Source organism: Ensifer sp. YR511 (assembly GCF_900103045.1).
Taxonomy (GTDB): Bacteria; Pseudomonadota; Alphaproteobacteria; order Rhizobiales; family Rhizobiaceae; genus Ensifer; species Ensifer adhaerens.
Genome location: NZ_FNGR01000008.1, coordinates 199,626 through 226,276, shown reverse-complemented (window position 1 = coordinate 226,276; position 26,651 = coordinate 199,626). Strand labels below are relative to the sequence as shown.

At 62.7% G+C, this 26,651-nt stretch carries 24 protein-coding genes; 17 read left to right on the top strand and 7 right to left on the bottom strand.

Features of this window, described 5'->3' with window-relative positions; translation table 11 throughout:
* Positions 1-131: 131 nt before the first annotated feature.
* The 3 genes from BLU15_RS17050 (at position 132) to BLU15_RS17040 (ending at position 3,234) form a co-directional block, all read left to right on the top strand.
* Positions 132-1,226, top strand: coding sequence for a sensor histidine kinase (locus BLU15_RS17050; protein WP_210187448.1), 1,095 nt, complete (start codon positions 132-134; stop codon positions 1,224-1,226).
* 119 nt (positions 1,227-1,345) lie between these two features.
* Entirely contained in the window at positions 1,346-2,434 is a 1,089-nt protein-coding gene (locus BLU15_RS17045; protein ID WP_090296681.1) for a sensor histidine kinase, read from the top strand.
* Positions 2,431-3,234, top strand: coding sequence for a LytR/AlgR family response regulator transcription factor (locus BLU15_RS17040; RefSeq protein ID WP_060604437.1), 804 nt, complete (start codon positions 2,431-2,433; stop codon positions 3,232-3,234). The genes BLU15_RS17045 and BLU15_RS17040 overlap by 4 nt, the downstream gene beginning before the upstream one ends.
* Positions 3,235-3,244: 10 nt before the next feature.
* Here the strand turns inward: BLU15_RS17040 and BLU15_RS17035 are convergent, their stop codons facing one another.
* Positions 3,245-4,138 (bottom strand): LysR family transcriptional regulator, encoded by an 894-nt coding sequence (locus tag BLU15_RS17035; protein WP_034787688.1) that lies wholly within the window; start codon positions 4,136-4,138, stop codon positions 3,245-3,247.
* 147 nt (positions 4,139-4,285) lie between these two features.
* On the opposite strand from BLU15_RS17035, the gene BLU15_RS17030 reads away from it, so the two are divergent.
* From BLU15_RS17030 to BLU15_RS17020, 3 genes are all read left to right on the top strand, one after another.
* Positions 4,286-4,897 carry a glutathione S-transferase family protein gene (locus tag BLU15_RS17030; RefSeq protein WP_034787691.1) on the top strand — a complete coding sequence of 204 codons (612 nt, stop codon included), beginning with the start codon at positions 4,286-4,288 and terminating at the stop codon, positions 4,895-4,897.
* A 59-nt stretch (positions 4,898-4,956) separates the two neighbouring features.
* Positions 4,957-7,023, top strand: coding sequence for a 2Fe-2S iron-sulfur cluster-binding protein (locus tag BLU15_RS17025; protein WP_090296611.1), 2,067 nt, complete (start codon positions 4,957-4,959; stop codon positions 7,021-7,023).
* 68 nt (positions 7,024-7,091) lie between these two features.
* Positions 7,092-8,312 carry an adenylate/guanylate cyclase domain-containing protein gene (locus BLU15_RS17020; protein ID WP_060517756.1) on the top strand — a complete coding sequence of 407 codons (1,221 nt, stop codon included), beginning with the start codon at positions 7,092-7,094 and terminating at the stop codon, positions 8,310-8,312.
* A gap of 10 nt (positions 8,313-8,322) precedes the next feature.
* Here the strand turns inward: BLU15_RS17020 and BLU15_RS17015 are convergent, their stop codons facing one another.
* On the bottom strand, positions 8,323-8,616 hold the full coding sequence (locus BLU15_RS17015) for a DUF6074 family protein (RefSeq protein WP_034787698.1): 294 nt from the start codon (positions 8,614-8,616) through the stop codon (positions 8,323-8,325).
* A 335-nt stretch (positions 8,617-8,951) separates the two neighbouring features.
* Between BLU15_RS17015 and BLU15_RS17010 the strand changes: the two genes are divergently transcribed.
* The 9 genes from BLU15_RS17010 to BLU15_RS16970 all read left to right on the top strand — a co-directional run bounded on the left by BLU15_RS17010 (position 8,952) and on the right by BLU15_RS16970 (position 18,231).
* On the top strand, positions 8,952-10,670 hold the full coding sequence (locus tag BLU15_RS17010; RefSeq protein WP_060517758.1) for an ABC transporter ATP-binding protein: 1,719 nt from the start codon (positions 8,952-8,954) through the stop codon (positions 10,668-10,670).
* A gap of 97 nt (positions 10,671-10,767) precedes the next feature.
* The gene (locus BLU15_RS17005) at positions 10,768-12,330 is read left to right on the top strand and encodes a D-aminopeptidase (protein WP_090296609.1); all 1,563 of its coding nucleotides are present in this window, start codon (positions 10,768-10,770) and stop codon (positions 12,328-12,330) included.
* 77 nt (positions 12,331-12,407) lie between these two features.
* Positions 12,408-13,193: a pseudouridine synthase gene (locus tag BLU15_RS17000; RefSeq protein ID WP_090296606.1), complete on the top strand. Its 786-nt coding sequence runs from the start codon at positions 12,408-12,410 to the stop codon at positions 13,191-13,193.
* Positions 13,194-13,421: 228 nt separating this feature from the next.
* Positions 13,422-14,399, top strand: a complete 978-nt coding sequence (locus tag BLU15_RS16995; protein WP_034787709.1) for a tripartite tricarboxylate transporter substrate-binding protein — start codon at positions 13,422-13,424, stop codon at positions 14,397-14,399.
* Positions 14,400-14,618: 219 nt separating this feature from the next.
* Positions 14,619-15,080, top strand: a complete 462-nt coding sequence (locus BLU15_RS16990) for a tripartite tricarboxylate transporter TctB family protein (protein ID WP_034787711.1) — start codon at positions 14,619-14,621, stop codon at positions 15,078-15,080.
* Positions 15,081-15,090: 10 nt separating this feature from the next.
* Positions 15,091-16,596: a tripartite tricarboxylate transporter permease gene (locus BLU15_RS16985; protein ID WP_090296603.1), complete on the top strand. Its 1,506-nt coding sequence runs from the start codon at positions 15,091-15,093 to the stop codon at positions 16,594-16,596.
* 180 nt (positions 16,597-16,776) lie between these two features.
* On the top strand, positions 16,777-17,172 hold the full coding sequence (locus BLU15_RS16980; protein ID WP_034787727.1) for a hypothetical protein: 396 nt from the start codon (positions 16,777-16,779) through the stop codon (positions 17,170-17,172).
* 89 nt (positions 17,173-17,261) lie between these two features.
* Positions 17,262-17,960 carry a helix-turn-helix domain-containing protein gene (locus BLU15_RS16975; protein ID WP_162727332.1) on the top strand — a complete coding sequence of 233 codons (699 nt, stop codon included), beginning with the start codon at positions 17,262-17,264 and terminating at the stop codon, positions 17,958-17,960.
* 55 nt (positions 17,961-18,015) lie between these two features.
* On the top strand, positions 18,016-18,231 hold the full coding sequence (locus BLU15_RS16970; protein ID WP_034787730.1) for a hypothetical protein: 216 nt from the start codon (positions 18,016-18,018) through the stop codon (positions 18,229-18,231).
* Positions 18,232-18,274: 43 nt separating this feature from the next.
* On the opposite strand, the gene BLU15_RS16965 is transcribed toward BLU15_RS16970, so the two are convergent.
* From BLU15_RS16965 to repA, 4 genes are all read right to left on the bottom strand, one after another.
* On the bottom strand, positions 18,275-19,441 hold the full coding sequence (locus BLU15_RS16965) for an RHE_PE00001 family protein (RefSeq protein ID WP_090296598.1): 1,167 nt from the start codon (positions 19,439-19,441) through the stop codon (positions 18,275-18,277).
* A gap of 735 nt (positions 19,442-20,176) precedes the next feature.
* On the bottom strand, positions 20,177-21,445 hold the full coding sequence (gene repC / locus BLU15_RS16960) for a plasmid replication protein RepC (protein ID WP_090296596.1): 1,269 nt from the start codon (positions 21,443-21,445) through the stop codon (positions 20,177-20,179).
* A 155-nt stretch (positions 21,446-21,600) separates the two neighbouring features.
* A complete protein-coding gene (gene repB / locus BLU15_RS16955) occupies positions 21,601-22,602 on the bottom strand; it encodes a plasmid partitioning protein RepB (RefSeq protein WP_034787738.1) in 1,002 nt (333 codons plus the stop codon).
* 3 nt (positions 22,603-22,605) lie between these two features.
* Positions 22,606-23,802: a plasmid partitioning protein RepA gene (gene repA, locus BLU15_RS16950; RefSeq protein WP_034787965.1), complete on the bottom strand. Its 1,197-nt coding sequence runs from the start codon at positions 23,800-23,802 to the stop codon at positions 22,606-22,608.
* 287 nt (positions 23,803-24,089) lie between these two features.
* On the opposite strand from repA, the gene BLU15_RS16945 reads away from it, so the two are divergent.
* Positions 24,090-24,281 carry a hypothetical protein gene (locus BLU15_RS16945; RefSeq protein ID WP_087510694.1) on the top strand — a complete coding sequence of 64 codons (192 nt, stop codon included), beginning with the start codon at positions 24,090-24,092 and terminating at the stop codon, positions 24,279-24,281.
* A gap of 140 nt (positions 24,282-24,421) precedes the next feature.
* Positions 24,422-25,201 (top strand): histidine utilization repressor, encoded by a 780-nt coding sequence (gene hutC, locus BLU15_RS16940; RefSeq protein ID WP_089043037.1) that lies wholly within the window; start codon positions 24,422-24,424, stop codon positions 25,199-25,201.
* A gap of 64 nt (positions 25,202-25,265) precedes the next feature.
* Here the strand turns inward: hutC and BLU15_RS16935 are convergent, their stop codons facing one another.
* Entirely contained in the window at positions 25,266-26,519 is a 1,254-nt protein-coding gene (locus BLU15_RS16935) for an adenylate/guanylate cyclase domain-containing protein (protein ID WP_089042934.1), read from the bottom strand.
* Between the last annotated feature and the right edge of the window lie 132 nt (positions 26,520-26,651).

Here is a 26,651-nt window from a genome sequence, read left to right as displayed (position 1 = left end):
AAAAAGCGAGAATTCGGCTTTCTGCAAACGGCAGATTGCGGCGTCGAAGGGCTGTGGGTTTCTGCAAACGGCTTGTTTTCGGCGACGAACGGCGGTCGACAACCATATGGACTTGAAGGATAAAACCTCGCATGGCGCGAGGACATGAGACGGTTTTGCCTGACGAGGCTGGATATGCCGCAAGCGTTCGGCGGGCGACGCTCTTCCTCGGGCTCCTCTACCAGTTCATGCAGTTCGTCATCAGCAGTACGCTCTGGGCTTTCCTTGGATATAACCCGATTGCGATCGCGCCGATCACCCTGATCCTGATGCTGAACGGGACACTCATGTCCTATGCGATGGCAGTGGCACTCTTTCGCTTCCGGGGCAGGTCCATCCTCTTCAAGCTTCTGCTCGGCTCCGCCCTGGCGCTCGTCGCCGCAGCGATCAATGCCAGCATCGATCTCCTCAGTCACGGCCTGATCGAGCATGGCGATCCGGGCCCAATCAACTGGACCAATGTCGGCTACACCCTCATCTATTGCATGGCGCTGTTTCACGGATGGGCGTTTCTCTACATCGCCCTTCTCGCCAATTACGAACTGCGCGAGCGGGAACGCCGGCTTGCCGTGACACGGGAGGAAGCGCTGACGGCGCAGATGCGGGCGCTGCGCTACCAGGTCAATCCGCACTTCCTGTTCAACACCTTGAACTCGATTGCCGGGCTGATCGAAGAGGGCGCATCGACGACCGCCCGCCGCATGGTGCTCTCGCTCTCCTCCTTCCTGCGCACGACACTCGAGCTGGATCCGATGCAGGACGTTTGCCTTGCCGACGAGCTGGCCTTGCAGCTCGGCTATCTCAACATCGAGGGCGAACGCTTCTCCGACCGCATGCGGGTCAAGCTCGACATTGCACCGGGCCTGGAGCAGGCGCTGGTCCCGAGCCTCATCCTTCAGCCATTGATCGAAAATGCGGTCAAGCACGGCGTCGGCGGTTCGATCGGCGTGGTCGAGATCGTGATCCGGGCGGCAAGGCAAGGCGAGACGCTGGAGCTTTCCGTCGAAAACGACATGGCGAACGAGCCGCCGCGCCCGGCGAATAAACCTGCCGGGACCGGCACCGGACTGAGGAATGTCGCCGACCGCATCAAGGCCCGGTTCCCCGAGGTCGGAGCCTTCATATCCGGCCTCGTGGCACCGCACCGTTTTCGGGCAGCGATCACCATGCCGCTGCGGCTGGTCTGATCGCCGCTCTCCGGCCAACGACGGCCGGTAGTCGAAAGTCCGGGCCTTTCTGCAAACCGCTCGATTTGGCCGACGAACGGCAATCGACATCGGCGGCCGGTTGAAGGATAAAAATGGCCATGAAACCTGAGGACGACGCAAGATCGGTGGACGAGAGCGCTTACATCGCCAGCGTGCGGCGCGCGACGCTCTGGCTCGGTTTACTCTACTGGTTCGTGGAATTCCTGATCAGCAGCATTCTTTGGGCGATCCTCGGGATCGACCCGATCATGTCCGCGCCAGGCAAGCTCCTGTTGATGTCCTGCGGCATGGTCTTTTCCTATGGCATCGCCGCTGCGATGTTCGGCGTCCGCCATCAACACATCGCGCTGAAGATCGTCGTCGGCTTTACGACCGCTCTGATGGCTGCGATCGCCAATACCGGCGTCGACTTTCTTCTCTATCTTTTCATCGTGCGTCCCGACCCGATCACGCCCGATTGGACCAGCATCGGCTACACGCTGGTCTACAGCATGGCGACCTTCGTCGGCTGGTCCTTCTTCTTCGTGGCATTGCTCTACAGCTTCGAACTGCGCGAGCGCGAGCGACGCCTGGCGATCACGCGCGAGGAGGCACTCGCCGCACAGATGCGAGCGCTGCGCTACCAGGTCAACCCGCATTTCCTGTTCAACACACTGAACTCCATCACCGGCCTGATCGAGGAGGGGCAGTCCCTTGCCGCGACGCGCATGGTGATGTCGCTGTCCAACTTTCTGCGCACGACGCTGGAGCTTGACCCGCTGCACGACGTGCGGCTTGCCGACGAACTCGCGCTCCAGGCCCGTTACCTGCATATCGAGGGCGAGCGCTATTGCGACCGCATGAGGCTCCGAATGGACATCGACACCGGTCTCGAGGAGGCCTTGGTGCCAAGCCTCATCCTGCAGCCGCTGATCGAAAATGCCGTCAAGCACGGGGTCAGCCGCTCGCCGGATCAGGTGGAAATCGTCATCAGCGCCGCCAAAGTGGGCCATGCGCTGGAAATCTCCGTCGAAAACGACATTGCGGCAACTCCCGAAACCGAGCGGAGGCCGGGCACGGGGATCGGCCTCAAGAATGTAGCCGATCGCGTCCAGGCCCGTTTTCCCGGCGTCGGCGCCTGCGTTTCGGGTCTCGTCACGCCCGGTCGTTTCAGAGCTGCAATCACAATGCCGCTGAGGCTTGCATGAATGAAATCCAGACTGTTCCGCTTTCAATCCTCGTCATCGAAGACGAGCCACTGGCGCGGCGGCGCCTGCTGCGCCTGCTCGGCGCCATGTCCGCCGTTGAGGTGGTGGGAACGGCCGGCAACGTGCAGCAAGCCTGCTCCATGGTTGCCGAACTTTCGCCGGATGCGATCCTGCTCGACATCCAGATGCCGGGCGGCACCGGCTTCGATGTCCTGGAACGGCTGGGCGACCACGCACCCGCAGTCGTTTTCGTGACCGCCTTCGACCACTATGCGCTGCGCGCCTTCGAAGCTGCTGCGGTCGACTATGTCACCAAGCCGATCGAATCCAGCCGGCTGCGCACGGCGATCGAGCGCGCCCGCATCGCAATCGCGGCGCGCACGAGCGCCGAGCGGGTGCTCGAACTCAACGAAACCGTGACGGCGCTGCGCCAGGCGCTGCGCAAGCACGAAACCCAGACCGGCGACCTTTGGATCAAGGCCCGGGGAGAATTCGTGCGGATCGCGCTCGACCGGGTCGTGCGCTTTCAGGCGGAACGCGACTATGTCCGCATTCACGTCGAGGGCCGGTCCTATCTGCACCACGAAAGCCTCGCCTCGCTCGAGCGTCGCCTCGATCCCGCAGAATTCCTCAGGCTGCATCGCAGCTCGATCGTGCGCCGGGACTGTATCGTGGGGCTGAAGCAGGCCCCCTTCGCCGCGCTCATCGCCCTTCTCTCCGACGGCAGCGAGATCCGCGTCGGCCGAACCTACGCCCGACACATCCGCCCGACGACCGGCGAACGCAGCCAGCCGGACTAGCCGCCGCCCACTATCGCAGGACCGCGCGCAGCCGCGGGGCGGCGAAGTCGACGAAGGCCCGGAGCTTCATCGGCACCAGCCCCTGCGGAAGATAGACGAGCTGGACCGGCAGCGCCGGGTGCTCAAAGTCTTCCAGCAGCGGCACGAGCAGGCCGTCCGCCACTTGGCGCGCCACCTGATAGGAAAGCACCCGCGTCAATCCAAGACCGGATATCGCCGCGTCGACGGCGGATTCCGCCGTATTGACGATAAGCCGCGACCGGATCGGCGCGGCCAGCTCGCGCCCGCCGTCGAGGAAACGCCAGACATGGGCGGCCGTGACGTTTTCGAAGGTGATGCAATCGTGATCGGCAAGTTCGCTCGGGTGCCGGAGCACGCCATGCCGCGCGACATAATCGGGGCTTGCATAGACCACCCGGCGCACCGTGCCGATCTTCGTCGCCACGAGATTGCTGTCGGGCAGGTTGCCGATCCTCAGCGCCACGTCGATGTGATCGTCGACGAGATTGGCGAACCGGTCGCCCAAGGCGAGCCGCATATCGACCTCGGGATGGGCCTTGAGGAAATCGACCACGACGGGAAGCACATGCAGGCGTCCGAAGACGATGGGCGCAGAGACCGTCAGATCGCCCTTGATCGTGCTGTATTCGCCGGCTGCCACCCGTTCCGCCTCTTCGACGCGGGCAAGGATCTCCTTGGCAGCCTCGACATAGACGCGGCCCGCCTCGGTCAACTGGATCCTGCGGTTGGTCCTGGTGATGAGTTGCGCGCCCAGATGCGTTTCAAGCTCGGAAACCTTCCGGCTGATCGTGGCCAACGGCACCTTGAGGTGCCGGGAGGCTGCCGACAGGCTGCCGTTTTCGATGACGGCGATCAGAACCCCCATGGCGTCGAGACGGTCCACTTTTATCCTTCCATAATTCGGAAATCAGACTATCGAAATCGCATTCTACTGCCGAAAATTGGAAAGTCATAGATTGATCTCGAAGGTGGTTCATTCCGAACCGCCGGAGGGCCGTGACGGTTCTCAAGCTCTTCGAGGACATCTCCCATGAAACTCTACCGCCATCCGCTCTCCGGCCACTCGCACAGGGCGCAGCTTTTCCTGTCGCTGCTCGGCGTGCCGCACGAGCTGATCGACGTCGACCTCAAGGCGCGGGCACACAAGGCGCCGGAATTCCTGGCGCTCAATCCCTTCGGTCAGGTTCCGGTGCTCGACGACGAAGGCACGGTCATCGCCGACAGCAACGCCATCCTCGTCTACCTCGCCAAGAAGCTCGGCCGCATCGACTGGCTGCCGGAAGATCCGGCCTCGGCGGCGAAGGTGCAGAAATGGCTCTCGGTTGCCGCTGGCGACATCGCCTTTGGTCCGGCAGCCGCGCGTCTCGTCACGGTCTTCGGCGCCAATCTGGATGCAGAAGGGGCTATCTCCAGGGCCCACCGGGTGCTTGCACAGATCGATGCGGAGCTTGCCGGCCACGACTTCCTCGTGGGCGCAAGGCCGACCATCGCCGACGTCGCCCTCTACAGCTACGTGTCGGCAGCACCGGAAGGCAATGTCGACCTTTCCGACTACGCCCATGTTCGTGCCTGGCTTTCGCGCATCGAGCGCCTGCCCGGCTTCGTCGGCTTTGAGAAGACCGCCGTCGGCCTCGCCGCCTGATCCAAGCTCCCCGGGGCGGCAGCGCTGCCCCGGCCCCCTTCCAACCGGGACACCCGACCATGCCGGACAACGCACAGCAGAAAAAGCCGGATTCGCCGTGGCACGAAGGCGAACTCGCCATCCAGCGCAGCCTCGGCGTCGCCGAGCGCATGGATGCGACCGGGCGCAATTTCGTGCGCAGCTTCATGCCGGAGCAGCACCAGCAATTCTTCCCGATGCTGCCCTTCGCCATGTTCGGGGCCGTCGACGCGAGCGGCGATGTCTGGGCCACGATGCGCGCGGCAGCCCCCGGCTTCATGCAGGCGCCGGACGCCTGGAATCTCGATATACGGTTGCCGCGTGACAGGGATGATCCGGCCGATGCCGGCATGGAGGACGCGCACTCCATCGGCATGCTCGGCATCCAGCTCGAAACCCGGCGCAGGAACCGGTTGAACGGCGCGATCCGGCGCGATGCCGACGACGGCTTCACGCTCCGCGTCCGGCAGAGCTTCGGCAACTGCCCGCAATATATCCAGCTTCGCCAGTTCGCCTTCGTTCGCGACCCGCACCAGCCGGCCTCGGTGCGCCCGGTGCATGGTCGCGTGCTCGACGCCCGCGCCCGGGCCATCATCGCCAAGGCCGACACCTTCTTCGTCGCGTCCTACGTCGATCGCGACAGCGGCGAGCGCCAGGTCGACGTCTCGCATCGCGGCGGCAAGGCGGGTTTCGTACAGATCGGCGAGGACGGCGTGCTGACGATTCCGGACTTCTCCGGAAACCTGTTCTTCAACACGCTCGGCAATTTCATGGTCAACCCGCGCGCAGGACTGCTATTCGTCGATTTTACGACCGGCGACATGCTGCAGATGACCGGCAGCGCCGAGGTGATCCTGTCTTCTCCAGAGGTCGCGGCATTTCAGGGCGCCGAACGCCTGTGGCGCTTCCGGCCGGAGAAGGTCATTTATCGCGAGGACGGCCTGCCGCTTCGTTGGGCCTTCGAGGAGGGCGGCTGGTCTCCCAGCCTCAATTCCACCGGCGACTGGGATCAGGCGAAGGTCCGGCTTGACGCCGCGGCCCTTGCCGATGCGTGGCGCCCGTTCCGGATTGCCCGCGTTGAGGACGAGAGCACGACGATCCGCTCGCTCTACCTCGCGCCGGACGATGGCGTCGGGCTCATGGCCCACCAGGCCGGCCAGCACCTGCCGATCCGCATCAACGTCGGAGACGGCGAAAGACCGCTCGTCAGGAGCTATACGCTGTCCTCGGCACCGACGGATGGTCTCTACCGCATCAGCGTCAAGAAGGACGGCGTGGCTTCCCGGCACTTGCACGGACTGAAGCCTGGAGACCGGATCGAGGCGCGGGCGCCTGCCGGCAGCTTCACGATCGATGGAACCGAGCGGCGGCCCGCCGTGCTGATCGGCGCCGGCGTCGGCATCACGCCGATCCTTGCCATGCTCAAGCACATTGTCGCCGAAAGCCGCCGCAAGCGGCGCACGCGCCCGACCTGGGTCTTTCAGGCGGCCCGCTCGCCGGAGGAGCGCGCCTTCGATCGGGAGATCGCCGACCTGGTCGCGGAAGGCGAGGGCAATATTCGTCTGGTGCGGGCGCTGAGCCAGCCGGCAACGGCCATCGAAAACCAGGACTATGACATTGCCGGTCGCATCGACCTCACCCATCTCAAGGCCACCCTGCCCTTCGACGACTACGATTTCTATCTCTGCGGCCCGGCCGCCTTCACCCAGTCGCTCTATGACGGCTTGCGGGCGCTCAACATCGCCGATGCCCGCATCCATACGGAGGCCTTCGGGCTGTCGTCGCTGACCCGGAGGCCGGACGGCGGTTCTGCCCCGGTGATGGTACCGGCGGCGAACGCCCCGGTTCACGTCGTCTTTGCCAAGTCGAGCAAGGAGGCGCGCTGGCAGCCGGGCGAAGGCACGCTGCTTGATCTGGCGGAGGCGCGTGGCCTGAACCCGGAATACGGCTGCCGCAACGGCAGTTGCGGCACCTGTCGAACGCCGGTGCTGGAGGGCAGGGTGACCTACCCCTCGCAGCCCTCCTTCCCGGTCGGCGAAGGCGAAGCGCTGATCTGTTGCGCCGTGCCGGCGGAGAGCGAAACGGGCAAACTGCATCTTTCGCTCTGAGCCCTGGTTCGGCTATGGATGATGCACCACATCATCAGGCAGTCGACCTCGGCCGAGCGGGATGCGCCATGAACGACCAACAGCTACGCGATATCGTGCTCTGGCTTTCAGAACAGGGCCTGAAGGGACTGGACGAGCCGGAGCTGTTTGCCGGCTTCTGCGAGCAATGTCGGGCAGCCGGTCTCGACCTTGCCCGCGCGCTCGGATTGATCGACACGTTGCATCCCGAATTCGAGGGGCGCGCGTTCCAGTGGAACGACGAAAGCGAGATCACGCCGGAGGTCATCCAATACGGCTCGACGACCACGGGCGAGGCGCTGCTGAACTGGCAGAATTCGATCTTCTACCACATGCTTTGCGACCGAACCGCGGAGCGCCGCATCCGGCTTTCCTCCGACGAGGGCACCACCTACAACATATTGGACAAGCTGAAAGACGAAGGCCACACCGACTGCGTCAGCATGATCCACCACTTCACCGACCAGGGCCGCGTCGGCGAGATGGACTGTTTCTATTCCTATTGGACGACGCGGAACGACGGTGGCTTCAGCGAGGATGACATCGCAGCACTCCGTATCCTGCTGCCAACGCTTGCGCTAGCGGTGAAGGCAGGCTCATGCGTGCGGATCATCAGCACGCTTGCGGACGTCTATCTCGGCGCCGATGCCGGCCAGCGCGTCGTCAAGGGCAGCATTGCCCGCGGTTCGGCCGAACGCATCGAAACGGTCATGTGGTTTTCCGACCTGCGCGGCTATACGCGCATCTCCGACACCGCAGCACCCGACGAGATCATCCCGCTTCTCAACGATTATTCAGGAACCGTGATCACCGCCATTCACGACCATGGCGGCAGCGTGCTGAAGCTGATCGGCGACGGTGTTCTGGCGATCTTCAATGCCGACGATCCGGGGACCGCCTGCGCCAATGCAATCGGCGCCGAACGGCAGCTGCGCCGCATGCTTGCGGAACTCGACACCCGCCGGCAGGCCGAAGGCAAGCCGACCACCGAGGTCTATCTCGGGCTCCATATCGGCGAAGTTTTCTATGGCAATATCGGCAGCCAGACCCGCCTCGATTTCACCGTGGTCGGCCCGGCGGTCAATGAGGTGAGCCGCATTTCCTCGATGTGCCGTTCCGTCGAGAGGCACATGATCATGTCGTCTGATTTCGTCGAAGCCTGCCCGCCGGATGAACGGGTCCACGCAGTCTCGCTCGGCCGCTTTGCGCTGCGCGGCATCGCGAGGGCCAAGGAGCTGTTTACCTGGGATCCGGAATTGCCGATGGCCTGAGACGCAGCGGCTACTGGCTCATCGCGCCTGCAGAAAGACGCGAGAGGTGGCGATGCTGCAGCTCGATCTGCACCTCGTCCTGAAAAACCAGAACCTGATGGCGCACTTCGTCTTCCGAACATCCGCAGGCAAAGAGCTCATCCGCTAGAGCGCGGCAGCGGCGGCGCCAGAATTGCAGCGCTTCGGCACCGTGCAGATCTTCAAGCTCGGCGGCAGCACTGCGAATGGCATGCAATCTCCTGACCACCGGAAACGGAACAATGGTGTTGGTTTCCGTGGCTTCCACTGATTGATTGCTTGCCATCGTCTCGTTTGCCCCCTGGACTTCGTGCGTTGACGCGAACGCACAAAGACGCCCTACGCGTAGTGATATCGAGCAATGGCTCCGCTTCCGGTGTCCCCAACCGAAGGCGATTTGCTCTGCTGATTCCATTTCTACGAAGCCTATGGTTAACGTTTCCTTCCCACCGGTGCCGAAGTGAACCGATTGCGTCTCGCAGGTGCACGAGACATCGGTCGCGTCACGTGGCCGACACGCTTTCACGCTTTTCTGGGTTGGTTTCGATCCAAAAACATGACATTAAAAATCATCTTTCTATCAGCGCCCATGGCGCCCCCGCCCCCAGTGAGTGCACGTGCATGCTGAAGCGTTTCTTCGCGTTCTACCGCCCCTATCGCGGCCTGTTCATTCTCGACTTTTCCTGCGCCGTACTATCAGGCCTGCTTGAACTCGGCTTCCCGATTGCGGTGAAGCTGTTCGTCGACCAGCTCTTGCCGAGCCAGGAATGGACACTGATCCTGCTGTCCTCCGTGGGGCTGCTGATCGTCTACCTGCTCAACACCGGCCTGATGGCAACCGTCACCTATTGGGGCCACATGCTCGGCATCAATATCGAGACGGACATGCGGCGCATGGCCTTCGATCATCTGCAGAAGCTCTCTTTCTCGTTCTTCGACAACCAGAAGACCGGCCACCTCGTCGGCCGCCTCACCAAGGATCTGGAAGAAATCGGCGAGGTCGCGCATCACGGTCCGGAGGATCTGTTCATTGCCGTCATGACCTTCATCGGTGCGCTGATCCTGATGCTGATGGTGCATTGGCAGCTGGCGCTGATTACCGCCGCCGTCGTGCCACTGACCGCCTGGGTAACCAGCCGCTACGGCGGGCGCATGACCCGGAATTTTCGCAATCTCTACGGCCGGATCGGAGACTTCAACGCCCGTATCGAGGAGAATGTCGGTGGCATGCGCGTGGTCCAGGCCTTCGCCAACGAGGCCCATGAGCGCAGCCTGTTCGAGACCGACAACCAGAACTATCGCCGCACCAAGCTTGAGGCCTACCGTATCATGGCGGCCAGCACGTCGCTGAGCTACATGAGCATGCGGCTGACGCAGCTGATCGTGATGATTACCGGCTGCTACTTCGTGTTGACGGGCGAGCTGACCAATGGCGGCTTCGTCAGCTTCCTGCTTCTGGTCGGCGTCTTCTTCCGGCCGGTCGAGAAGATTAATTCGGTGATCGAGACCTATCCGAAGGGCATCGCCGGCTTCAAGCGCTTCCTCGAACTGATGGAGACCGAGCCCGATATCGAGGATCGTCCCGGTGCGACCGACGTCGCTGATCTCAAGGGCGACATCACCTACAGCAACGTCTCCTTCGGCTACAGCGCCGAAAAGCCGATCATCCAGAATATCGACCTCACGATCCGCGCCGGCGAGACGATCGCCTTCGTCGGCCCGTCGGGCGCCGGCAAGACGACGATCTGCTCGCTTCTGCCGCGCTTCTACGAAGTGATGGAAGGCGCAATCACTGTCGACGGCACAGATATCCGCGACATCACCTTGTCGTCGCTGCGCGGCCAGATCGGCATCGTGCAGCAGGATGTCTTCCTCTTTGCCGGCACCATTCGCGACAACATCGCCTATGGCCGGCTCGGAGCAAACGAAGCCGACATCCTGGAAGCGGCGCGGCGCGCCCGGCTCGACGGCATGATCGCGGCCCTGCCCGACGGCATGGACACGGTGATCGGCGAACGCGGCGTCAAGCTTTCCGGCGGACAGAAACAGCGACTGGCGATCGCCCGCATGTTCCTGAAAAACCCGGCGATCCTCATTCTCGACGAGGCCACCTCGGCGCTCGACACGGAAACCGAGAGAGCAATCCAGCAGTCTCTTACCGAGCTTTCCAAGGGGCGCACGACGCTGATCATCGCGCACCGGCTGGCAACGATCCGCGATGCCGACCGCATCGTCGTGGTCGACGGTAGCGGCATTCGCGAACAGGGACCGCATGCAACGCTGCTGGCCGCCAAGGGCGCCTACAGCCGCCTCTATCACGCCCAGGCAGGCGCCGGCTGAGGAGAGCTGTCGGCGCGGCATTGCAAGTGCCGGGAGGGGACGGTACGAACGAAGGCAGACACCGCCCTGCCCTTCGTCGGACCGATTCTTCAGCGCCATGACCACTTCCGAACTTTCCGCTCTCGAACGCGCCCTAAAAGCCCTGCCCCAACACTATCCCGGTCCCGGCGGCGTCGCCGGTGTGGTCCGGGATGGTCAGGTGATCCTCAGCCACAGCTGGGGCTATGCCGACCTGACCGCCCGCAGGCCGATGACGGCGACAACCCGCGTACCGATCTGCTCGATCACCAAGCAGATGACCTGCGCCGTGCTTCTGGACGCCGTCGGCGAACCGGCAAAGCTCGACCGCGCGCTCGACACCTACCTGCCTCTGCTCGAAGGCAAGCGCCCGACCGTGGCCCATCTCTGTCACAACCAGTCGGGGCTGCGCGACTACTGGGCGCTGACCGTGCTGCAAGGCGCCAGGCACGACGGCGTCTTCCGCCGCGAGGACGCACGGTCCCTGCTCTCCTCCGCGCGGTCGACCCATTTCGAGCCGGGCACGCGTTACTCCTATTCGAACGGTAATTTCCGCATTCTCGCCGACCTCATCGAAGCGCATACCGGGCGCTCGATGGCCGAGCTCTATCAGCGTTCCGTGTTCGGCCCGGCCGACATGCAGACCGCTGCCCTCACCGCCGATACGAGCCTGCCCCCCGACGGTATCGTCGGCTACGAGGGCAATGAGACGGCTGGCTATTTCGAGGCGGTCAACAACATCTACTGGGCGGGCGATGCCGGTGTTTCCGCTTCGCTCGACGATATGCTCGCCTGGGAATGCTTCATCGACCGGACGCGGAATGACGAAAACAGTCTCTATCGCCGCCTGTCCGTACCGCAGACCTATGCCGATGGCCGCCCGGCCCATTATGGGTTCGGCCTTGCGCATGAAAAGATCGGCGACGTCGCCATCACCGGCCATGGCGGCGCGCTGCGCGGCTTCCGCAGCCGCAGGCTCTACGCGCCCGCTGAGCGCCTTTCGGTCGTGGTGATGTTCAACCATGAAGCCGACGCCCATGCGGCGGCGACCGCATTGATGAAGGTCGCCCTTGGCCACAGCGATGCCGAGCCCGCGACAGGCACCTGGGATGCCGACGGCTCCGGCAGCTATCTGGATCCGGAAACGGGCCTCGCACTCGTTACCAGGCCCGCCGGCAAATCCCGCGTCGCGCTGAACTTCGCCACGGGTGCCGAAACGCTTGCGGTCGGTCCGGATGGCAGCGCGCAGTCAGCGGCCGTTACCCTTCGCGTGGAAGGCGCCTCGCTACACATGGAGCGCCCGCGTGAGAACCTGACGGTTCACGCCGCGCGCATCTCCGGCGCCGCAAAGCCTGATATCGCCGGCCGCTACCATGCGGCAGAACTCGATGCCGATCTCGACATCGTCTCCACCAACGGCGTCTTCTATGGTGGTTTCGACGGATCGCTTGGCAGAGGCGCCATGCACGCCCTGCGGCCGCTCGCCGAAGATGTCTGGCTGCTGCGCTGCAAACGCTCGATGGACGCGCCGGCACCGGGAGACTGGACCGTAGTCGTTTCGCGTGACGCAGAAGGCAAGGTGACGGGGCTGACGATCGGCTGCTGGCTCGCCCGGCGGATCGACTATAGCAAGATCGGCTGATGTCGAGATCGCGTCGCCGGCGATGCTCGCAGGCGGGACCATGCGGCACAAGATGACCATAACCGGAAGACCAGAACGTGAAACAGAAGCGACCGACAGCCGCCCGAGATACCGGCCGCCGCCCCGCGGCCGATACGGGAAAACGCGTGACGGTCGCCCGCGCCCTTTCCAAGCTTGGTTACTGCTCGCGCACGCAGGCCGAGAAACTGGTGCTTGAAGGCCGCGTCAGCATCAACGGGCGCAAGGCAACTGACCTCACCGCATGGGTCGATGTCGACAAGGACCGTCTCGCCGTCGACGGTAAGGCCGTGCTTGCCGAAAAGAAGGTCTACCTGATGCTGAACAAGCCGCGCGGGCTGGTGACGACCAGGCATGACCCGGAGGGCCGGCCGACGGTCTTCGACTGCCTGAAGAACATCGACTCCACCCATCTGTCGCCGGTCGGACGCCTCGACAAGGCGAGCGAGGGCCTTCTGCTGTTCACCAACGACACGGTGCTTGCGCAGCGGCTGCTCGATCCGGAAACCCATGTCGGCAAGGTCTATCACGTGCAACTGACCGGGCAGATCGACGACGCGCAGCTTGCGCAAATGGTCGCCGGCATCGACGAAGGCGGCGAGATGTTGCGGGCCGCCAGGGCCGAACGCCTAAGGGTGGGCGGCCGCAACATGTGGATCGAGGTGGAACTCGAAGAGGGTCGAAACCGCGAGATTCGCCGCATGCTCGATGCGCTCGGCTTCGAAGTGCTGCGGCTGCTGCGGGTTTCGATCGGGACGATCGCTCTCGGTGATTTGCCGAAGGGTGCTGCGCGTAACCTCACCGCCGACGAAATCGCCGATCTGAAGCGGCGCACCGACCTCTAGGCCCTTCCCGCGGCGCGCAGCCAATCGCGCGATGGGTGGAAATCCACCCACGCGAGCACCGCCATGTTTCCGAATCCACCCAAAGCCGATCCAGGCTCCTGACAAATGCGTCGGATCGTGCGGACAGCCCGTTGTCTGTGCTAAGATTGCGTCCGCAAATGGGGGCATCCAGCACCGGCGTGGGAGGAAACCTTGCCGGCTGGCCATATTTCATCCGGGAGGAAGAAGATGAAAACCCTCAACGCATTGCTCGGCGCCGTTGCCGCCCTTTCCATTTTTGCCGTTTCCGCCAACGCACAGACCTACCCCGAACGTTCGATCACCATGGTCGTGCCCTTCTCCGCCGGTGGCCCGACGGACACGGTTGCGCGCCTGGTTGCTGAATCCATGTCGAAGGACCTCGGCCAGCAGATCATCGTCGAGAACGTCGGCGGCGCCGGCGGTACGCTTGGCGCTGGTCGCGTCGCCCAGGCCGATCCGGACGGCTACACCGTGCTGCTCCATCACATCGGCATGGCAACCAGCGCGACGCTCTACCGCAAACTCGCCTATGACACGCTGAACGCCTTCGAATATGTCGGCCTCGTCACCGAAGTGCCGATGACCATCGTCGCGCGCAAGGACCTCGAACCGACCGACCTCAAGGGTCTCGTCGAATATGTGAAGGCGAACAAGGACACGGTCACCGTCGCCAACGCCGGCATCGGCGCCGCCTCGCACCTCTGCGGCATGATGTTCATGAGCGCCATCGAAACGCCGCTGACCACCGTTCCCTACAAGGGCACCGGTCCGGCGATGACCGATCTCCTCGGCGGTCAGGTCGACATCATGTGCGACCAGACGACCAACACCACCAAGCAGATTCAGGGCGGCACGATCAAGGCTTACGCCGTCACCTCGCCCGAACGCCTGAAGGTCTTCCCGGACTTGCCGACGACCACCGAAGGCGGTCTGCCGAACCTGCAGGTTGGCATCTGGCACGGCGTCTACGCGCCGAAGGGTACGCCGGCTGAAGTGACCGAACGCCTGTCGAAGTCGCTGCAGGTGGCGCTCAAGGATCCGAACGTGGTTGCCCGCTTCGGCGAACTCGGCACCGAGCCGTCTTCGGACGCCGACGCCACCCCGGCCGCGCTGAAGACCAAGCTCGAAGGCGAGATCGCCCGCTGGAAGCCGGTGATCGAAGCGGCCGGCCAGTACGCCGACTAATCCACCGCTCATCGCGCCGCGCTCTCGAGCCATCTCGGGGCGCGGCGGTTCTGACATGGGCATGTTCCCGACGGTGTCCGGACAGGCGCCGTCAACAGCGGTTGACAGCTGTCAACGCGACGTTGCCCAATGTGCGAACCCGGCGCGAGCCGGCAATGCCAATGCGGGGGGCCGTCGACGCCTCGGCCCGGCTACCCCGCGAAAACAAATGGGGACACGATGAAATCACTCTCCTTCGATAGCACCAATGCGCTCTGCGGCGGGATCCTGACCGCGGTCGGCCTGTTCTTCGCCTGGCAGGCCTTCAACCTCGAGCTCGGCACAGCCTTCCGCATGGGGCCCGGCTATTTCCCCCTCGTGCTCGCGATCATCCTGACGCTCCTCGGCATCGTGATCCTCGTACAGTCCACCCGCGTCCAGGGGGAGCCGATCGGCGCGATTGCGCTGCGTGGCATGCTCTTCATTTTGCCGGCGCCGGTTTTCTTCGGCCTCACGGTCCGCGGTCTCGGCTTCGTCCCGGCACTGTTTTTCACGGCACTCATCGCCTGCTTTGCCTCCGGCCGCATGACGCCGCTTATGGCTTTGGCGCTCTCCGCAGCGCTGACGGCCTTCTCCGTCGCCGTGTTCAGCTATGGTCTCGGCCTGCCCTTCCAGCGCTTCGGCCCCTGGGTCCAATTCTAGGAGACGCGCAATGGAACTTTTCAACAATCTCGCGCTCGGCTTTGTAACCGCCGGTTCCCCCGCCAACCTGCTCTTCTGCCTCATCGGCGTGCTTCTCGGCACCCTGATCGGGGTCCTTCCGGGCATCGGCGCAACGGCGACCATCGCCATGCTCCTGCCGATCACCTTCCAACTTGAGCCGGTCTCCTCGCTGATCATGCTCGCCGGCATCTATTACGGCGCGCAGTATGGCGGCTCGACCACGGCGATCCTGATCAACATGCCGGGCGAATCGTCGTCAGCCGTCACCGCGATCGACGGATACCAGATGGCCCGTAAAGGTCGGGCCGGCGCCGCCCTGGCAATCGCTGCCCTCGGCTCATTCTTTGCCGGCACCGTCTCGACCTTCCTCGTCGCGGTCTTCGCGCCGCCCCTGACCGAAATCGCCCTGAAGTTCGGCGCTGCCGAGTACTTCTCGTTGATGATCGTCGGCCTCGTCTCCTCGATCGCACTCGCGCACGGGTCGATCGTCAAGGCGCTGGCCATGGTCGCCCTCGGCCTCCTGCTCGGCCTCGTCGGCACCGATATCTATTCCGGAACACCGCGCTTTACCCTCGGCATCCGGGAATATGCCGACGGCCTGAACTTCGTAGCGCTCGCCGTCGGTGTCTTCGGCATCGCCGAGATCCTGCGCAACCTTGAAAACGAACGCACCCGCGAGGTGCTGATGGCCAAAGTCACCGACCTGATGCCGACCAGGGACGACTTCAAGCGCATGTTCGCGCCGGTCGTGCGCGGCACCATCATCGGTTCGGCGCTCGGCATTCTGCCCGGTGGCGGCGCAATCCTTGCGGCCTTCGCTTCCTACACCGTGGAGAAGCGCGTCTCGGACCACCCCGAAGAGTTCGGCCACGGTGCGATTGCCGGCGTCGCCGGTCCGGAAAGCGCCAACAATGCGGGCGCGCAGACCTCGTTCATTCCGCTGCTCACCCTCGGCATTCCCGCCAATCCGGTGATGGCGCTGATGATCGGCGCGATGATCATCCAGGGCATCGTGCCCGGTCCGAACGTCGCAAGCGAACAGCCCGCCCTCTTCTGGGGCATCATCGCCTCGATGTGGATCGGCAATCTGATGCTCGTGGTCCTGAATCTGCCGTTGATCGGGCTCTGGGTGAAGCTGCTGAAGATCCCCTATTACGTGCTCTTCCCGATCATCATGGCGTTCTGCTCGATCGGGGTCTACAGCGTCAACTCCAATGTCTACGACCTCTATGCCGTCGCCTTCTTCGGCCTCGTCGGCTACCTGCTGTTGAAGGTGCGTTGCGAACCCGCTCCGCTGCTGCTCGGCTTCGTGCTCGGACCGCTGCTCGAAGAAAACCTCCGCCGCGCCATGATCCTGTCGCGCGGAGACCCGACGACATTCGTCACTCGACCGATCAGCGCCATCCTGCTTCTGATCGCAGCCCTGGTGCTCGTCGTCGTGTTCCTGCCGAGTGTGAAGGCCAAGCGCCACGAGGTTTTTGTCGAGGAGGATTGATCCCTGCCCGCCAATTTCGCAACAATAACAATATAATTCAATAGGTTAATCGCCGCGCCCCAATCGGAGGCGCGGCGTTCTTCTGGCTGCGGCATTCTGCCCCTGCGCGGTTTGCCACATTGAGCTTTATCAAGCCGGTCGCCAATCTCTGCCCCATCGAAACAGGAACGAGCCGGGGCGATGACACGTCGCGAGAAGATCAGATGGAACAATGCCGTGCGCATGCTTTGCGCCGCGGCGCTGTTCCTGCTTGGTTTTGCCCATCTCGGCCCTGCCCTGGCCACTCGCCTGCCGGCGGCCGAACTGGCGCTCTATGCCCTGCCCGACGGGTCCCTGCCCGATTTTTGCCAGACCGGTTTGGGTGAAGACGGCAAAGACCAGCCCGGCCATAAACATGTTTGCAGCGCCTGTCGGTTCTTCTGGGCGCTGCTGACGCCGCCGGACGGTTCTCTCAGCGAGCGCCTGGAGGCAAACCGCACACCTGCGATCCGGGTTGCGGCAGTTCGACCGGTGCCACAAGTTCACGCACCCAATGCCCGTCCGCGAGGCCCGCCACAGGTCGTCATCCGGCTTTGACCTCCGTTGACAGCTGTCAACATCCTCCTTCGACGCCCGTCGGCATCGGGGCATCACGCCTCCTTGCGTCGGTCATGCGGACGTTTTTCATGCCAGAAACCCTGATCACCACTGCCGCGCCAGCGGCTCCCCCTCGCGCGTCCTCGATAAGGCCGCCTCGCCCGGCCTCGCGTAGTCGTGTCGTCGGCGAAAACCTGACCCTGCTCTATGAGGGCGGACGCAACCGCGCGCTCTACCGTGTCGTTGACGGCTGCGTCGTGCTTTCGCAACTTCTCAACGACGGTCGCCGCCAGATCACCGACGTGCTCGGACCGGGCCGGCTCTTCGGCTTCACTATCGACGGCCGCAACATCGCCACCGCCGAAACGCTGAGTATCGCGCGCATCGAGCCTCTGGGTGACGCGGATCTCAACGCCACCAATCCGGCCGTCGCCAGCGAGTTGAAGACGACGCTTCACCGCATGCAGATCCATGCCACGCTGCTTGGTCGCAAGACCGCCAGCGAGAAAGTCGCCAGTGCGCTGGTGGAACTATCGCGCCTGTTCAATCGGACCGGCCGTAACGGCGCCCCTGCCCGGTTGAGCTTTCATCTCCATCTCACCCGCGCCGACCTTGCGGATTGGCTTGGCCTTACCGTCGAAACGGTCAGCCGCTGTCTCAACCGTTTCAAGCGCGAGGGCCTGATCGACTTCAGCCACCCGAAGACAATGCGTGTCCTCGATCCCGAACGCCTCGAAGCGACCGCAGGCTTCACCCGACAACAGACCGGCGAGACGACACGCCCTTGAATAAAACCCGCGCCGCCTGTCCCCCCAATGCGGCCACCCACGCGAAGGAAAAACCATGATTGCGAGACTTGTCTACCACGTGCCGGTGTTCGGCTGGATGCTCAAGGAGGCCGTGCAAGGTTCACAGACGGCCAAGGTGCTGTTTCTGATCAACTGCGCGCTGCTCTGGCTGCTCGCCATCGTCGCCTTCGGTTACCCGGCGATCATCATTCCGGCATTGACGCTGGTGCCGGTGATCTTCGTTCTGTTGATCGTGATCACGATGGGCTGACGCCGATACGGCCCGGCGGCAAGCTTTCCGCGCTGCCGCCGGTTCAAAGCACGCCCCAGCCGCGGTAACGCCCGCGGCCGGTCATCTCGCGGATGCCAAGCTCGCGAACGAGGTTCAGCGCGCCGCGCGGCGTCACCCCGACATGCTTGGCGACCAAAGCTGCCGATACGATCGGCCGCGACAGAACCAGGTCGATCAAGGCCGGCAGACTGCTGTTGGAACGACGATCGCGAATGCGCATTTCCATCTGGGTCTTCGCAAGCGACAGCCGGTCGAGTTCCTTGAGACCGAGATCCGCCGTCACCGTCATCGCCTCCAGAAAGGCGCTCCAGCGGGTCAGTGCGTCCTTGGACCTCCGTCGCTCATAGCGGATGGTCTTTAGCCCGGTGTTGAACGACAGCAGGTGCGAGGTGACCTTGCCTCTGGAGCGCAGGTAAGCACCGACCAACAATGACCCCAGCCAATGCTGACGGCGCAGAGGCTCCCTCCGCTCCCAGGCATCGAAGAGCAAGGCGGCTCCAAGACAGGGCGGCAGCTGATCTGCCGCTGCCACCATCTGGCGCCATTCGTCAAGACGCGCTTCCTCATCCCACTCTTCGTCGAAGAGCAGGCCGAGCTGTCCCATCGGCTCGCGGGCTGTCGCTAACGCCGTCCGTTCTGCGACTTCCAGCGTGTCCTGGTCATGCGCATCGAGCAGGCGTTGCGAGCGAGCGATGGCGGCGTCGATGGCCGCGAATTCGGCCGCCATCGGATTGCTGTCGCCGTCGTCCTCCGGCTCGCCACGCTCCGGCTCACGATCGACACCCGCCGCCTGACGTGTTTCGGCCGGCGCAAGTGAAGGGATATGGAGCTCCGGGGCCGGGCTTTGTTCGCCGCTGAGTGTTGCAAGCCCCTGGGCAGAAAGGGCCCAACCAGGCTCGCCGAGCCAGATGCGGCGGCGGACTTTCAGGACCGAATGGGCGATGGTCAACTCGTGGGTCGGCGCTCGGGCGTCCATGTGCGCATCGTGCAGCACAAGATCCTCGACATGAACGAGTTCGCCGGCCACCCAAAGTGCTGCAGTCGCATCGAAGAAATGCCCGCGCTCGCGGTACCCGTCTTCGACGACATGACGGTTCGTGCGCTCATCGAGCCGCGCCAAGGCGTCTTCCGCCGAAATCATCAGCGGGATCAGCGTTGGATGGTAGGGATCGGGAGACTGGTATCGCATTTTGAGAATAAACGGTTCCTGCGGATGTGGAACGTAGCACGAGAATCACTTCCCCCACAGGCAGGAGACGCTTTCTCCACCGCTTGAAGACCGGCAAGCTGCGCCACCTGATTTCGCAAACGACGACGGCGAATATTTCTATTCAAACAGGACTTGCATGTGTCTCGGCGCACGCCAATGTGTTGACAGCTGTCAACCGTGTTGATGTCTCGTCTATCAACGCCAAACCCGGTCAGTGAGTTGAGTACCATACTCGCTGTTTCCCCCAGCCATGCCGTGTTCGCAATCACGCGGCAGTGAGATCCAACTATGCTTGGTGCTTTGTCGCTTTAGTTTACCCTTTCGCGACCCAGCTTTTTGGGGGGAGGGCGCTCGGCTTTAAACCAGTAACCTGTTGCCAGCTGGCAACAGCCCGCGAGTTCGCCACCTGAACGGATTCTGCCGCTAGAACGGGCTCTAACAAGGGAGGACGCTCAATCATTCGGCTCGAGATCGAGAAATTCGAAGTCTTGTACGCTGAGTCCGCGCAACGGAACTGAACCGCTCCTTCCTTTCCAAAAGAAGGAGAAACAGCAATGTTTTCTGATGGGTGGCCAGAGTCTGAAAACAATCTCAGACGTAAGAATAACGTAGAGATGTCAACGAATCCCTGCACTTACAGTGTCCCGCATTTCAACGTCACAGACAAGCCAAAGCGTTTCCGCGAGAGGAGACGCTCATGCCCCCTGTCGCTGTTCATCCGCTCACGGCGACCACTCCGGCTTGGGCTCGCAAGCGCGCCGACAGCATCGCCGACACGGTGAATGTCTGGTTTCTCGCGCGGCGCGTCAGGTCCCGCAGATAGCCCCCGGCCGAATGAATGTGCTCGGACCGTTCAAGAAGGCAGGCGAGTACCGTTGCCGTCGTTTCGGGACCAAGCACCGTGCACGCCTCGTCGTAGGCCTCCGGGCTGACGCCGAGCATCGTCCTGACAACGGTTGCGGCTAGGAACATGTCCCGCCAGTTACCAATTCGCCCCGCTGGTCCATAGTCACGGATCTGCGGGCAGGCTTTCAGCACCACCGGCAGCGCGCCGATATGATCGTGAAGGCGAGAAAGGCCGGGCGACTTTGCACTGCCTGCAACGGTATCATCATCCGCAGTGCATGACGTCTTGGTGCCAGCCAGATCCGAAAATGCCGCTTCAGGTCTTTCACAAGCGTTTTCAGATTCAGATTGATAATCGGATTCTGAACTCTGTATGTGCCGCTCATACTGGCGTTCATTGGCAGCCGTATTCTGCGTTTTCAGCAAGTTTTCCAGGTAATTAGTCAGATTGTCGCGGAGTGCCGACAAAACGGCGAGGGCGCGCTCCACTTCGGTGATCAGCGGCTTGCGCGACAGTGCCGTGTAGACCGCCTGGCACTGCGTTTCCGCTTCTTCCGCTTGGAGGACATCGGACTGGCGCAGGAGCTCGACGAACTTGACGACGTCGCGCCGGCAAAGGCTCAGACGTTCGCGCATCACCTGCAGGTAGCGACGATCCGCTTCCAGCCGTGCCGCTTCCGCTGCGAACTCGGACGCCCGTGCAAGCATCGGTGCGAGATCGAAGCCAAAGGCCTGGCCGATCGCGCCCTTGCGGTCACGTCGGGCGTAACGCTTGCCATTGGGACTGTCGCGCCTGAGGATGAGCCCAGCCTCGACAAGCGCCGTCAGATGCCGCCTCAGCGTCGTCTCGGCCATGCCGTGCGTACGGAGCGAAAGCTGCGCATTCGACGGAAACACGACGAGGCCGGCGGCCGGGTCGAGTTCGCTCTTTGGGTAAAAGGACAGCAGTGCGTTCAGCACCGCAAGCGAACGGTCGGAAACCCCAAGGCTTGTCTTGGCGGCACACACCGTTCGAAACAATTTCCACTTGTCGACGCTCCCGTCGTCGACGGCCGGAGCGCTGGAAAGTTGGTATGCCAACATCCCAAGCGTCATCGACCGCCGCCCGAAGGGCGTCGTGACAATCCCACGATCCATTCTTCTTCACCTTTTCCAAGGCAAAAGAAATCCGTTCGCCGAAACGACGTTGAAAACTCTTGACACCGATTCGCGGAAATGGGATTCTCTAGTTGCTACACGAGAGAAGGGTTTCCGCAGCGCTAGTCGTTCGGAAGCCTTTTTCTTTTGCTCAGTTAGTCTCCTGTTTCCTCTTGATATTCGAGGTACAGAGATTTGAGCCTCTGCCTCACGAAATCTGCAAAGCCTGGTGCCGTCTTGCTGTTGAAGGCAAGCGTCGTCTCGACGTCCGTTTCACGGATACGCACCGGGGTTGTGTTGTCTGGCGCCAGCCATGGGATAGGCCGGGCACGCGCCCTGGAGGCGCTTAAGAAAGTGCACAAGGCGTCGAAACGCTGATCGCTGCCGGCCTTCTGGAATTCTCGGCTTTGCGTGAAGGCGGCTGCGGCCTCCGGCTTGCCATCTTGTGCGAGAAGCTCAGCGAGTTCAAACCAACGGCGCCGTCCGATCGATGGTGCCGGTCCGATGGCCTCGACCAGCGCAATCGGTAGCCGGCGAACAACAGAAATCATCTTCGACAGGGCGGCTTTGTCGACACCCAGCGCCGACATGATGATCTCACGCGAAAACCCGCGATCCTCAAGGCGGCTGCCAAAGAGCGAGCGCTCGATGAAGGAGAGGTCGGAACGGGTGTTGTTTTCCTGTCCCTGCGAGACGACCAATTGCTCGTCATTGAGATTGCGAACGACCGCACGAACACTGCTACCGATGTCGCGGGCAGCAGCCAGGCGGCGATGGCCGTAGGCGACCTGGTATCGCCCCTCGATGGTTGGATGCGGCCGGACCAGGATGGGCACCTGTTGTCCGTGCTCTCGCATCTGTTCAGCGAGGCTCAGTTGCGCGTCGGCCGCAATCCCGAGGCGATCGACGATGAAGGATGCGTCGATGAGCGCCGGATCGAGTTCGACGACCGCTTGCCCTTCGGCAAGTTGCCGCTCGAGCTCCTGGGCGCGTTCGACCTTCTGCGTGATGTTCGACAGCGACCGGGTGATGCCACCGACAGCAGTCGGGGGGCGGGCACCGGCCATCAGCCCGGCGATCGGGCGGTCGTTGCCCGGTGCGCCGTTGGCATCGTCGACGCGTTCCTCCGATATCCCGATCAGGTTCTTACGGGCCATGGATTACTTCCTCCCCCAGACCTTGCGGACCAGGTCCTCGATCTCGCCATTGACGAGGTTGAGAGAGTCCATTGCGCGGTCGTAGGTGCCGCGGACAAACTGCGAGCGCTCGACTTCATAAAGCGTTTGCTTCGTTACGCCGGCGTCGGAGATAGCTGTCGACTTCACCATGGCGTTCTGCAGCATGCGATTGCCGAAAATGGCGCGCATGAAACCGGTCATCTGGCTTTGAGGGCCGTCGTTCGGCTCAAACCGTGTTCCGAGATAGCGCATCCAGTCATAGCTGGTGCGGCCACCGGCTTTTTCGACGACGCTCATCAACTCACTCGTCATCGACAGGAACTGCGACATCGACATGACGTCGAGCATCTGCGGATGCACGGTGATCAGGACGGACGTTGCGGCACAGAGCGCCGACATGGTGAGGAAGCCGAGCTGCGGGGGGCAATCGATGACGACGATGTCGTAGAAGCTCTCGATATCGGCGAGCACATCGCCGATGCGGGCGAAGAAAAGGGTTTCTGCAGCCCCGCCCGTCATCATCGCCTTCGGCGTTTCGTGCTCGAATTCCATGAGTTCGAGATTGCCGGGAATGAGATGCAGATTGGCGGTGTAGGTTGACCGCACGATATCGGCGATCGACCGCGGGGCGTCATAGCGGATCGCGCCGTAAAGCGTCTCGCCTTCTCCGACATCCAACTCCGGTTGATGGCCGAAGAGGGCGGAAAGCGAAGCCTGCGGATCGAGATCGATCGCGAGCGTGCGGTAGCCGCGAAGTGCCAGATATTGGGCGAGGTGGGCTGAGGTCGTCGTCTTAGCCGACCCGCCCTTGAAGTTCATCACAGACAGGACCTGCAGCTTTTCATCGCCGCGCCGGTGCGGGACATATTTGCCCGACTTGCCGCCATCGTCGAGAACGCGGCGAATGCGTTCGATGTCGGAAACGGCATACATGCGCCGACCGTTTGACAAGGGCGCTGGGCCGTGGCCCTCTGAGGCCACCTGCCTCAGATAGCCTTCGCCGATTCCGATGAAGGCTGCCGCTTCGGCAGGGCTGAAGAGACGCATCTGCTTTTGCGCTTGCGGGGGAAAGATTTTCTTTTGGTGCTGCTGCAGCTGATGGGCAAGTTCCAAAGCGTCGGCAGCCAGAAGCGTCGGCAGATGCTCCTGTGCGTCCTGGCTTTGAATTTTTTGCTGCAACATTGATATCCCCGAAAACTGCGCAAAAATCGTCATATCCGGACAATATGCGCAGATGCACTATGCTCCGATTCGGCGCGGTTTTACAAATGCATAGCGTTTTGGCGGAGGTGCTGCCCTTGCGGTGGAAAGCGAGCTTGTGAAGCGGTCGAGTTGTCCGCGGACAACTTCCCTTCGGGCACGTTCGCGCATCTCCAATTAGAGCATAGATTTAATAGACTATTGACAGCAGGTCTGATTGTGTCAGGATTGTGTTAAGTTGGCGATTGGATGCATGGAGCTTCCTGATGTTCTATCTCGGTGGAATGACCCTTGGCTATCTTGAGCCGCCCCCGCCTTTGCCGAAGGCGATGAAGGCAAAGCGGCAGGCGGAAGTGGATGTCGCCTCGACGACGCTCGACAAGGCGGCGTGCGAAGAGTCCGATCGTAATCAGGAATGGGCGCGCGCGTTCCTGACGCCGTGGCACCTCCTTTACTGAGGAGTGAGGCGTGGCGCCGAACTGCGCCGCCCAAGCGTTGACAGCTGTCAACGGCGAGAGCCGTTTCAGCCGCCGTGGAAAAGCGCAAATCGGCGAGGGAAGGGCTGTTTCGCGGCGGCGAATTGATTAAGTTCGCTGTCATGGACACCAAGCAAGATCGATCCGTTTCAAGTGACCCGCCTGGCGATGCGGCCGACAATCAGGGGCAGGTGCTATCGCTGCACCAGCGCATCCTCGGTGACGTCGAAGGGCGCATTCTTTCCGGGGAGTGGCCACCCGGACACCGCATCCCGTTCGAGCACGAACTGACCGAGCAATACGACTGCTCGCGCATGACGGTGAACAAGGCCCTAACCGAACTCGTCAAACGCGGGCTGATCGAGCGGCGGCGCAAGTCGGGAAGCTACGTTACCTTTCCGCAGGTCCAGTCCGCCGTCATGGAGATCCACGACGTTAAACTCGAAGTCCAGTCGCTGGGGCTCGATTACAGCTTCCGCGTGGATGAGCGAAAAGTGCGCAAGGTCGAAGGCCGGGATCGTGAACGCCTGGATCTCCCGAGCTCGGGCAAGCTGCTGGATGTAACGTGCCGGCATTTTGCCGGCTCGCGTCCCTTTTGCTTCGAGGAGCGGTTGATCAGCCTTTCTGCGGTTCCGGAGGCCGAAGAGGAAACATTCGAGACCGCGGCGCCCGGTTCGTGGCTGCTCGGCAAGGTACCGTGGAGCACGGCCGAACACCGCATTCGTGCCGTGGCGGCCAGCAAATCGGCAGCGCAGGCGCTCGATATCGCCACCGGCACAGCCTGCCTCGTCATCGAGCGGCGGACCTGGAGCGGACGGGCGCCGGTCACGCATGTGCGGCTCACCTATCCCGGCGACCGCCACGAACTCGTTGCGCAGTTCGCGCCCAGCCCCATCGGCTAGTCGAAGGATCGGTTGTCCGCGGGCAACCGATGAAGCAGGCCCTCGATCGGCGCTTCCGCGCCGATTATCCTGCGGCGAGGCGCAGCTTCGGTGCCGGTTCGTTGCCGGAAAAAGCGAAGACCTCGATGGGTTCACCGATGCCCCTGACCGGGTAGGCGCCGAGATGCTCCATGCTCGAGGCGCAGCCGGCCAGCTCGACGAAGGCGCGCGACAACAGCACCGGGCGTTTGGTTTCCTTGGTCAGGCTCTCAAGCCTTGAGGCGATGTTGACGGCGGGGCCGATGACGGTGAAGTCGAGCCGGCGGCGCGAGCCGATATTGCCATACATCACGTCGCCGACATGCACGCCGATGCCGTAGCCGAGCGGCTCGCGACCTTTCGAGAGGTTGTCCTGGTTCAGGACGGCGATGGCTGCCTCCGCCTCCCGGATCGCCTGGAGCAGATTCTCCGCGGCGTCGGGGTTGCTTAGCGGAAAGATTGCCAGCAGCCCGTCACCCATGAATTTGAGGATCTCGCCGCCATGGCGCTCGATCGGTTCCGACATGGCGTCGAAATAGGCGTTCAGCAGTTCGATCACGTCGTCGCGCGGCCAGAGATCGGAAAGCTTTGTGAAATTGCGCAGGTCGCAGATCAGGATGGCGGCACCGACGGTGACGCCGCTGCCCCGTGTGGTGGCGCCGGCAAGGATCTGTTCGCTCGCGTGCGGGCCGACATAGGTTTCGAGCAGCGTTCGGACGAAACGGTTCTTCAGCCTGATTTCACTAACCAGCGCCAGCGCCGGCACGATCTTCGCGAGAAAGGCCAGATGTTCGTCTTCGAAGCCGCCCTTCCGGTCGCTGGCAAAGGTGACGATGTGGCGTTTGCCGAGCGTGTGCTCAAGCGGCCAGGCGATGTATTCGGTCAGGCCCTCGGCCCTGAGGTCAACATAGAGCGAGCTCTGTTCCTGCTCTTCCGTCAAGTCCTCGAGGTTGGTTCGAACCTCGGTGCCACCGTTATTGATCACGTAGAGCGGGCTGTTGAGGTAGAGAGCGGTGTTCTGGGTGCCATAGTCGTAGAGATCGATTTCGCCCTCGGCCAGCCCCTTGCGCCACAGGATGCGAGCGCCGAGCCATTGCGGATGGTTGATGCGGAAGTGCAACGTGGCGCGCGCAACCGGAATACCGGCGCCCTGCAGCCGTTCGCCCAACTCGACAAGGATATTGTCGATGAAGCGCTCGTTGCGCGTTTCGATGATCAGCCAGTCGAGCACGCCTTGGCGTCGAGCCGGAAAGCTGCCATCCTCGGGTGAAGGCGAGGGGGCCTCAGATGGGGTCTGCATTGCTGTTCTCCATGGCGCTCAAGCGGGTGAAGCCGCGTAAGCCGAACGATGTATCGCAGCAAATGTGGAGCATCGGCACCGCCTTGATAAGGGGCAACCTGAAAAGCTTTTGAGAAATCTGGGGCGGCATGC

Bases quoted from the DNA above. Each gene is read 5' to 3' on its own strand.
- BLU15_RS17050 (WP_210187448.1), top strand. From the start codon at position 132: ATGGCGCGAGGACATGAGACGGTTTTGCCTGACGAGGCTGGATATGCC.
- BLU15_RS17045 (WP_090296681.1), top strand. From the start codon at position 1,346: ATGAAACCTGAGGACGACGCAAGATCGGTGGACGAGAGCGCTTACATC.
- BLU15_RS17040 (WP_060604437.1), top strand. From the start codon at position 2,431: ATGAATGAAATCCAGACTGTTCCGCTTTCAATCCTCGTCATCGAAGAC.
- BLU15_RS17030 (WP_034787691.1), top strand. From the start codon at position 4,286: ATGAAACTCTACCGCCATCCGCTCTCCGGCCACTCGCACAGGGCGCAG.
- BLU15_RS17025 (WP_090296611.1), top strand. From the start codon at position 4,957: ATGCCGGACAACGCACAGCAGAAAAAGCCGGATTCGCCGTGGCACGAA.
- BLU15_RS17020 (WP_060517756.1), top strand. From the start codon at position 7,092: ATGAACGACCAACAGCTACGCGATATCGTGCTCTGGCTTTCAGAACAG.
- BLU15_RS17015 (WP_034787698.1), bottom strand. From the start codon at position 8,616: ATGGCAAGCAATCAATCAGTGGAAGCCACGGAAACCAACACCATTGTT.
- BLU15_RS17010 (WP_060517758.1), top strand. From the start codon at position 8,952: ATGCTGAAGCGTTTCTTCGCGTTCTACCGCCCCTATCGCGGCCTGTTC.
- BLU15_RS17005 (WP_090296609.1), top strand. From the start codon at position 10,768: ATGACCACTTCCGAACTTTCCGCTCTCGAACGCGCCCTAAAAGCCCTG.
- BLU15_RS16995 (WP_034787709.1), top strand. From the start codon at position 13,422: ATGAAAACCCTCAACGCATTGCTCGGCGCCGTTGCCGCCCTTTCCATT.
- BLU15_RS16990 (WP_034787711.1), top strand. From the start codon at position 14,619: ATGAAATCACTCTCCTTCGATAGCACCAATGCGCTCTGCGGCGGGATC.
- BLU15_RS16985 (WP_090296603.1), top strand. From the start codon at position 15,091: ATGGAACTTTTCAACAATCTCGCGCTCGGCTTTGTAACCGCCGGTTCC.
- BLU15_RS16980 (WP_034787727.1), top strand. From the start codon at position 16,777: ATGACACGTCGCGAGAAGATCAGATGGAACAATGCCGTGCGCATGCTT.
- BLU15_RS16975 (WP_162727332.1), top strand. From the start codon at position 17,262: ATGCCAGAAACCCTGATCACCACTGCCGCGCCAGCGGCTCCCCCTCGC.
- BLU15_RS16970 (WP_034787730.1), top strand. From the start codon at position 18,016: ATGATTGCGAGACTTGTCTACCACGTGCCGGTGTTCGGCTGGATGCTC.
- BLU15_RS16965 (WP_090296598.1), bottom strand. From the start codon at position 19,441: ATGCGATACCAGTCTCCCGATCCCTACCATCCAACGCTGATCCCGCTG.
- repC (WP_090296596.1), bottom strand. From the start codon at position 21,445: ATGGATCGTGGGATTGTCACGACGCCCTTCGGGCGGCGGTCGATGACG.
- repB (WP_034787738.1), bottom strand. From the start codon at position 22,602: ATGGCCCGTAAGAACCTGATCGGGATATCGGAGGAACGCGTCGACGAT.
- BLU15_RS16945 (WP_087510694.1), top strand. From the start codon at position 24,090: ATGTTCTATCTCGGTGGAATGACCCTTGGCTATCTTGAGCCGCCCCCG.
- hutC (WP_089043037.1), top strand. From the start codon at position 24,422: ATGGACACCAAGCAAGATCGATCCGTTTCAAGTGACCCGCCTGGCGAT.
- BLU15_RS16935 (WP_089042934.1), bottom strand. From the start codon at position 26,519: ATGCAGACCCCATCTGAGGCCCCCTCGCCTTCACCCGAGGATGGCAGC.